General features: G+C 69.9%; 5 protein-coding genes and 1 pseudogene. 2 read left to right on the plus strand and 4 right to left on the minus strand.

Annotation, left to right across the window (positions count from 1 at the left end):
* A pseudogene (locus JS521_RS31405) lies at positions 1-498 on the minus strand (hypothetical protein); the annotation flags it as partial.
* Between the two features lie 357 nt (positions 499-855).
* On the opposite strand from JS521_RS31405, the gene JS521_RS31410 reads away from it, so the two are divergent.
* Positions 856-2,196, plus strand: coding sequence for a hypothetical protein (locus JS521_RS31410; protein WP_205086314.1), 1,341 nt, complete (start codon positions 856-858; stop codon positions 2,194-2,196).
* A 382-nt stretch (positions 2,197-2,578) separates the two neighbouring features.
* On the opposite strand, the gene JS521_RS31415 is transcribed toward JS521_RS31410, so the two are convergent.
* The 3 genes from JS521_RS31415 to JS521_RS31425 all read right to left on the minus strand — a co-directional run bounded on the left by JS521_RS31415 (position 2,579) and on the right by JS521_RS31425 (position 4,815).
* Entirely contained in the window at positions 2,579-3,247 is a 669-nt protein-coding gene (locus JS521_RS31415; protein WP_205086315.1) for an HNH endonuclease family protein, read from the minus strand.
* A 186-nt stretch (positions 3,248-3,433) separates the two neighbouring features.
* Positions 3,434-4,210 (minus strand): hypothetical protein, encoded by a 777-nt coding sequence (locus JS521_RS31420; RefSeq protein WP_205086316.1) that lies wholly within the window; start codon positions 4,208-4,210, stop codon positions 3,434-3,436.
* 152 nt (positions 4,211-4,362) lie between these two features.
* Positions 4,363-4,815, minus strand: a complete 453-nt coding sequence (locus tag JS521_RS31425; RefSeq protein WP_205086317.1) for a hypothetical protein — start codon at positions 4,813-4,815, stop codon at positions 4,363-4,365.
* A gap of 264 nt (positions 4,816-5,079) precedes the next feature.
* Here JS521_RS31425 and dnaE point away from each other — a divergent pair.
* Positions 5,080-7,775 (plus strand): DNA polymerase III subunit alpha (gene dnaE, locus JS521_RS31430; protein WP_205086318.1); only part of this gene is annotated, 2,696 nt, incomplete at its 3' end.

Genomic DNA, 7,775 nt, shown 5'->3' on the forward strand with positions numbered 1-7,775 from the left:
TCCGTCGTCCAGGACGATGCGGATCGTCTGGCCCTCGCCGTCGACGCCGGTGAGTTCGGCGGCGATCCGGTTGTAGGCGGTCGTGGCCAGGGCCCAGTCCGCCTCCAGCGGGGTGGTGGTGTGGCGGGTGTCCCACAGCTTGATGAGCAAGCCGATGAGGGAGCGGCCGGACAGGACGGTCTGGACGCGTCCTTCCTTGACGTCCTCGACCGAGGGCGGGGTGCGGAAGTGGTCGTGATCGACGGCCAGGGCGGTGAGCCACTCCCAGGTGTCGCGGTGCGCGATGAGGTCCACGGAGGCCACCCCGGCCGCCTTCAGCAGCAGCACCCCGTGGGTGACCCGCGGATCCTCCTCCTGCCCGCCGCCCGACGGTGACGCGGCAGCCGGCGGGGCCGGGTCTGCGGAGGCGCTGTACGCGGCCTCGATCCGCTGCTTCAGCACGCCGTCCTGGTCTCCGCGCTCGGGCTCGGGCTGCGCCTGGTGCTCGTGGTACTCCATGGTTCCCCATGTGACGTGCCCGTTTCCAGCCCTTCCCCTGGCCGAGACCGCGCCTTCCGCCCCCGGTCGGCGAGGCGTGCGCCGGCCCCGGCGCCAACCTCCCCGGCTGCACGGCCATCCTTTCCGGCCACCTGCGCCCCGGATTTCGATCCAGGCGGTGAGCTCGTGGACACACGAGGTGTCGGGGGCGCCGGTGAAACGGCGGCGGATCTCGCGCCAGGTGGTCTCCACCGTGCTGACGCTTGTCCCGGATCGAACGGCTTGCCCTTATTCGTATGGCTGATCTGACATCTGATGGATTGTCAGTGGGTGGTTCTACCTTCAGGACAGGGTCGGCGACAGCGGAGGCGGGACACAGTGGCGAACATCGTCTGGCACGAGAAGTGGGGCATCGAGCTGAACCTGACCCGGGACGACCTCGGGCACGAGAGCATCCCGAATCTCTGGGAGCTGCTGTATCAGAGCGACCGGATCGACGCGTTACGCAACGTGCCGGTCGCCAACCGCGGTCTGCAGTGCGGCGGCGTCTGCCGACAGGCAGGTGTGATCGCCTGGATGTATCTGCGAGAGCGCAACGGGCGCCGGGAGGCGGTACACGAGCGGTCGGAGGACGAGCAGAGGCACCACGCCTCTCTGTCGGACGAGCACAAGGCGTATCAGGAGCGGATCGTGTGGGCAGCCGACAGCGTCGGGTACCCCGCGGACAGCGAGGTCCGTACGGCCGTGGGGCCGCGCTCGTGGGTCCAGACCGACACGCTCGTGCAGGGCGAGAACGGCATCCGGATCGGATGGGAGATCCAGCTCTCCTCGGCCGGAGCGGAAGGCCCTCGGAGCGTCAAGGCCCGAGCAAGCCGTGCGGCGAAGAACGGGATCACCCCGGCGTGGCACACGGACCGCTCCGACTATGCGAGCCGCACCGACACCCACTGGACAAGAAGCGACAACCTGCCTGCCGAAGTGATCGCCAAGTCCGGCGACCTCCGTGTCGTCTCCGGCTTTCGTGTGCTCGACTTCTGGCGGTGCGATATCCGAGCCCTCTACCGCTGCCCGGACACCTCGAGTCGATGCGGCAAGCGGCACATCACCCCGAAGCCGCGCGACGTGTTCTTCGACGACCTGGTGCGCGAGACGGCCGCCGGGCTGATCGTCCCGATCGAACTCCGCACGGGAACGAGGACTCACCGGTTCTGGGTGACGGACGCCGATCGGGACCGACTGGAAGACCACAACAGCGGCCGGCCGGACGCGCCCCAACAGGGCCCGGAGGATGAGCGGGACCTGCCCGTCAGGGCCAGTTATCGCGCGCCCACATGCCGCCCCGCCACCACAGCTTCGGACGCTGCCGTCACCCCGGTCGCCGTACCGCCGCCTCTGGCTGGTCCTGAGGTACCGAACCAGCGGGTCGGCGAAGGAGCAGCAGGCCGCCGCCCCGGAGCCTGGCCATCCGCGTCTGCACCCTCGCCGGTGGCACCCCGGCCAGCAGCACAGGCGCCGGCCGGGAGCAACGTGCCCCAACAGCCGGGACCGGGGGACCGGCCGGAAGACCGTTTGCTGGACTGGGGGTCGAGCAGTCATTGGTCATCCGAAGCCAGGCCGTGCCGGTACTGCGCCCGCGCGACGAACCTGTTGGACGAAGGTGGCGTCCCCGCTCACAAGACCTGCGCGGAGACACAACGCCCTGCTCGGCCGAGACCATAGAGCAGCGGGGCCTTGCGCTAGGGAAGAGCCGCTGAAGCGGCAGATCCGTGCAGTGCCACGACGCTACGCGTCTCCGAGAGCCGCGGGTTGCCTCCGATGACCTGCCGACCCCGATCGAGAGGGCCCCCGTCCGTCGTCTCCGCGCGACGCGGGCCGCGCCTGGTCCTGCCGGGTGCAGGGAACCAGACGCGGCAGAGGGCCACCAAGGCCGGGTGCCGGGCTTGCGCCCCGACGGAAACTGGCGCGGTCACCTCGTTTCGGTGAGGCCGCGGTGCATACCGTTCGGGCCGACGCTCCAGTGTGAGGCTGACCCTGAGGCACCGACAGAAGCACTCAGTTGAAAGGGGGCTGGGCCTTCTCGGCGCTCCCGCCAGCGGGCGGGTCAGGCGGCGGGGGTGTAGCGGACGATGGTGTCCTCGCACGGGCCGTCCGCGTATACCTTCAGCGCTTCGAGCTCGCGGTCGTCCGCGGTGAGCTGCCAGCGGAGCTTGGTCGACACCCACTCCGCGACATACCGGCACTGGGCATCCGGGGAAGGCGGCATCCAGTCGGCCGGGTCCTGATCCGACTTCTGGCGGTTGGAGCGGGCCGTCACCGCGACGAGCGAGACGTCCGCTCGCTGGTCGTTCGCGTACGCCTCCCGCCGCGCCGCGGTCCAGCCGGAAGCGCCAGAATCCCAGCTTTCGGCGAGCGGCACCATGTGGTCGATGTCCAGGGCCCCGGCGCTGGTGACCTCCTGGCCGTCGTAATAGCTGATCCAGGTCCCCCCGGTCAGCTTGCAGCCGGCCTCCACCGTCGGCGCGACGACCGCCTCGGCAAGGAGGATTTCGTTGCGGGTGTTGCACCCGTCGGACTTGTCGGCGCCGGAGTTCCAGTGCTTGAACTTGCTGCGGGTGTAGCCGGTGCGGTCCTCTTCGGTGACCTGCACCAGGCCGACCGCGTCGGCCAAGGTCGTCACCTCAGCCGCCGGAGCGGCCTGCGCGACGGGAGCGGAGAAAAGGGACACAAGGGCGAGGGAAAGTGCGCTGAAACGTACGAAGTTCTTGATCACCAACGTGTTCTACCGGGCCACCCTGCCCTCCGCGAAGCCCGGGATCCCGGCTGTCACCCGCGCGGGGGAGTAGGTTCACCGCAGGAACGCTTTCTCTGCCCTGGCGCCCGTGCCCGCAACAGTCCGGTCCGCCCGCTGAAGCCCGGTCAGGCCGATGCGGGTCTGCGGCGGACCGCAACGAGGTGCTCAGGTACTCCCGGCTTTGGTGACGTTCTTGATCAGGGTGGCGGTGACCGCTTCCTCGGGGCCCGGTTCCGGCTTGAAGGTGGCGAGCTTCTCGGGCGTCATGGGCCCGGTGGGCACCATGACCTGCATGGTCGCGATGACACCTCCGACGCGTACAACAGTCACCAGGGTCCAGGCGAAGCCACTGCTGCCCAGCCGGGACAGGGTCCGGTACCGCAGCGCGTCCTCCCCGAGGTCCGGGACCTTGAGCACCTCGCTCGTGACGGACGACCTTCCAAACTTGTTGCTGAACCTGAACCGGCCGCATGCCCCGACGGCCTCGCGCAGGTGCGTCATGCGGGCCCGTGCGGCCTCTTCCGGATAGCTCATCAGGCTGGTGCTCCGGGGAGAGATGGACGTCCCGGCCGGGTACATGATCGACGAGGCGGCGGAAGCCTCCTCACCGTCCCCCGAGGTCGCCTCCTTCACATGCCGGCAGACCTCCGGGGAGACGGTCTCCTCGCCGTCGAAGGAGGATTCCGGTGCAGCACCGTCCCGCGAACGGCCATCCGTGATCTCGAAACCGACGGCCTGCTCCGCAGTGAGCAGCGCGGCCTTCAGCTCGACAGCGGTCAAGGGTCCGGAGCGCTCCGGCCTTCCGGCCGCCGTGCTGGCCGCGGCGCGCGGCTTTCCTCCGGCGTCGGCACGCCCGGAATTCTCCCCGCACGCTACGGTCAGTCCGATCGCCGACAGCAGCGCCACCATCGACACCAGTCTTCGTCCACCCCTGCGCACCATCAGGTCCCCACCCTCGAATTCCCACTGCTCACCCGCGTAGAGGCGAACCGTATTGCGCCTGAGATTATCCCGTCCTTCGTGCGGCGCACCTGGCCCGGTAGCGGCTGGTAGACCTGTAGTTGGTCCGCCTGGCCAGGTGGTCGGACAACAAGTCAGTGGAACCAGGCGACCAGGCGTACGTTCTCCGCCCCGTGGACGTCGCTGAGGGTGCGCATGACGCTCCAGACCCGGCCCCAGGCGGTGTCGATCCCCGCAGCCGAGGCGCGGGTTCGTGTGCCTGAGATGTTGGTCTCCTGCCAGTCCGTGGCGTTCAGCTCCGCCCAGGTCAGCCAGGTGGTTCCGTACACATCGGAGGAGCCGCCGTAGCCGGCGAACTTTTCTCGCAGGCCATCCGAGGCGTCATCCGGGAAGCCCCGGTCCTCGGCCAGGGGGCGGAACCCATAGGAGTTCCGGACTCCGAAGAGGCAGGCCAGGCCGTCGTAGGCGTTGCCCTGGTTGAGGAGGTAGAGGTCGATACCGGCCTCCCACACGGAGTCCTCGTCATCGAGACCCCATATACGGGCTCCTGGTCGGCATTCGATCATTCCGCTGATGTCGGTCGACATGAAGAGATCTTGCCTCCGCAGGCCAGAAGCCAGCATCTCCTTTTCCTCGCTCGCGCGGGTCCGGGCGGGCCGCGACTCAGTCGATCTTGCACCGTTTCAGCCAACTATGACGCTCAGTGGGCAGCCGCGACGCTAGGTCACGACAGGAGCGAGTGGCTGAAACCACGACGCCTTGAACTCGCGCGTTCGAATTAATGTTCGATACAGTCGAAGTGTAGGCGGGTCGATTGGTACTACTTTGGGGGTATCTGGGCGGAGGGTGTCATGCGAGGAAGCGTCCCTCACCTGCATGTCAGTAGTGGGTTTTCGGCCCGCTACGGTGCCTCGCATTCGCGTGACCTCATCGCCCGGGCCGCCGAGCGCGGAATCGGGACGGTGGCGCTGACCGACCGCGACATGGTCACCGGCACGGTGCGCTTCGTGAAGGCCGCCGCAGCCGCTGGGGTGAAGCCGGTGTTCGGCGTCGATCTGGGCGTAGCCCCCCACGTTCCGCCCGCCGAAGTCCGCCGCCGCACCCCCGTGCGCGGCGGCGCGCACGTGGCGGAAGCACCGTTCCGGGCGACGTTCCTGGCCCGGAACGCGCAGGGTTGGGCGCGGTTGTGCCGGATGGTGTCCGCCGCGCACGCCGAAGCCTTCCCCGCGGGCACACCGCCGACCGCGTCGTGGGAGATGCTCGCCCAGTACACCGACGACGGCCTGATGGTGCTGCTCGGCCCCGCGTCGGAGCCCCTACGGGCACTCGCCGCCGGTCGTGCGGACATCGCCGAGCGGCTCCTCGCCCCCTGGCAGCGGGTCGTCGGTGGCGGGCTGCGGCTGGAGGTCGTGTGCTGGGGCCTGTCCGGCACCGGCCCGGGGTCGGTCCGGCTCGCCGCGCACACCCTGGCGCTCGCCGACCGCCTCGGCATCCCGGCGGTGCTGACGAACGCCGTTCGGTACGCCGACGCGGTCCAGCACCGGGCCGCGGACGTGCTGGACGCGGCCCGGCTGCTGCGGCCCGTCGCCCGGCGCCGGCTCGACTGCGGGGAGCGCTGGCTCAAGGACGGGCCCGCGATGACCGAGATCGCCGGGCGGGTGGCGGCCGCCGCCGGGGCCGACCCGTCCCGTGCCGTGAAGCTGATCGCCGACACCGTTGCGGTCGCGGACGCGTGCGAGGTCGACCCGGTCCGGGACCTCGGGCTCGGCGTGCCGCATTTCCCCGAGCCGTCCGTGGTCGGCGCCGCACCGGGGCCGGACGGGGCGATGCGGCTGCTGCGGCAGCGGTGCGAGAGCGGCATGGCCGCCCGCGGTCTCGACCGGGACCGGCGGTCGATGGACCAGCTCGACTACGAGCTCGGGACCATCGGCCGGCTGCACTACGAGCCGTACTTCCTCGCCGTGGCCCAGGTCGTCGCCGACGTACGGGACATGGGCATCCGGGTCGCCGCCCGCGGCTCCGGAGCCGGCTCCATGGTCAACCACAGCCTCTTCGTCGCCACCGCGAACCCGCTGGAGCACAACCTGCTCTTCGAACGGTTCCTGTCCGAACGGCGCTCCTCGCTGCCGGACATCGACATCGACGTCGAGTCCGCACGACGTCTGGAGGTCTACGACCGGATCATCACCCGTTTCGGGCGGGAGCGGGTCGCGGTCACCGGCATGCCCGAGACCTACCGGGCCCGGCACGCCCTGCGGGACACCGGCCTCGCACTCGGGATCGCCCCGGCCACCGTGGACCGGATCGCGAAGTCCTTCCCGCACATCCGGGCCTGTGACATCCGCTCCGCCCTCTCAGAGCTACCGGAGCTGCGGGAGCTGGCGGCGGAGGCTGGGCGGTACGGGCCGTTGTGGGAACTCGCCGAAGGGCTGGACGCGCTGCCGCGCGGGATCGCGATGCACCCCTGCGGCGTGATCCTCTCCAACACCAGCCTCCTGGACCGGCTGCCCGTACAGCCCACCCCCGGCGGCGAGTACCCGATGCTCCAGGCCGACAAGGAAGACGTCGAAGACCTGGGCCTGCTCAAGCTCGACGTCCTGGGCGTGCGGATGCAGTCGGCGATGGCGCACGCCGTCACCGAGATCCGCCGCACCACCGGCCGGGCCATCGACCTCGACAACCCCGACCACGTCCCCCTCGGCGACCGGTTCGCCTTCGCCCTCATCCAGGCCTCGGACACGGTGGGCATGTTCCAACTGGAGTCCCCCGGCCAGCAAGACCTCGTTGGCCGGCTCCAGCCCCGTGATCCGCAGGACGTCATCGCCGATATCTCGCTGTTCCGTCCGGGGCCCGTGCAGGGCGGGATGCCAGCCCTCTATATCGCTGCCCGCCACGGCGCCGCACCCGTATACCCGCACCCGGACCTGGAACCGGTTCTACGGGATACGTACGGGGTGACGATCTGGCACGAGCAGATCATCGACATCCTCGCGGTCATGACCGGCTGCGACCGCGCCCTGGGAGAGGTGGCCCGCCGCGCCCTCAGCGACAAGGAGCGGCTACCGAAGGTCGAGGCGTGGTTCCGGCAGCAGGCCGGCGCCCGCGGCTACAGCCCAGCAGTGCTGGACGAGGTCTGGGACGTCGTCGCCTCGTTCGGCGCATACGGGTTCTGCCGCGCGCACGCGGTCGCGTTCGCCGTGCCCGCGCTCCAGTCCGCCTGGCTCAAAGCCCACCACCCCGCCGCCCTGTACGCGGGGCTGCTGGAACACGACCCGGGCATGTGGCCGGCCCGCGTCATCGTCGCCGACGCCCGCCGCCACGACGTCCCCGTCCTGCCCGTCGACATCAACACCTCCCAGGCCCAGTACGCGGTCGAACGGACCGGATCGGGGTGGGGAGTGCGGATCTCCCTGTCCACGGTCCACGGCATTTCCGACGACGAGGTCGCCCGGATCGCCGACGGCCAGCCGTACACCTCCCTGCAGGACTTCTACGCCCGCGCCCACCCCAAGCTCCCGACCGTCGAACGCCTCATCAGTATCGGCGC

It is taken from the genome of Streptomyces durocortorensis (genome assembly GCF_016901035.1).
GTDB lineage: Bacteria > Actinomycetota > Actinomycetes > Streptomycetales > Streptomycetaceae > Streptomyces > Streptomyces durocortorensis.

Excerpts from the sequence above, each read along its gene's own strand:
- JS521_RS31420 (WP_205086316.1), bottom strand. The coding sequence starts at position 4,210 with ATGGTGCGCAGGGGTGGACGAAGACTGGTGTCGATGGTGGCGCTGCTG.
- JS521_RS31425 (WP_205086317.1), bottom strand. The coding sequence starts at position 4,815 with ATGTCGACCGACATCAGCGGAATGATCGAATGCCGACCAGGAGCCCGT.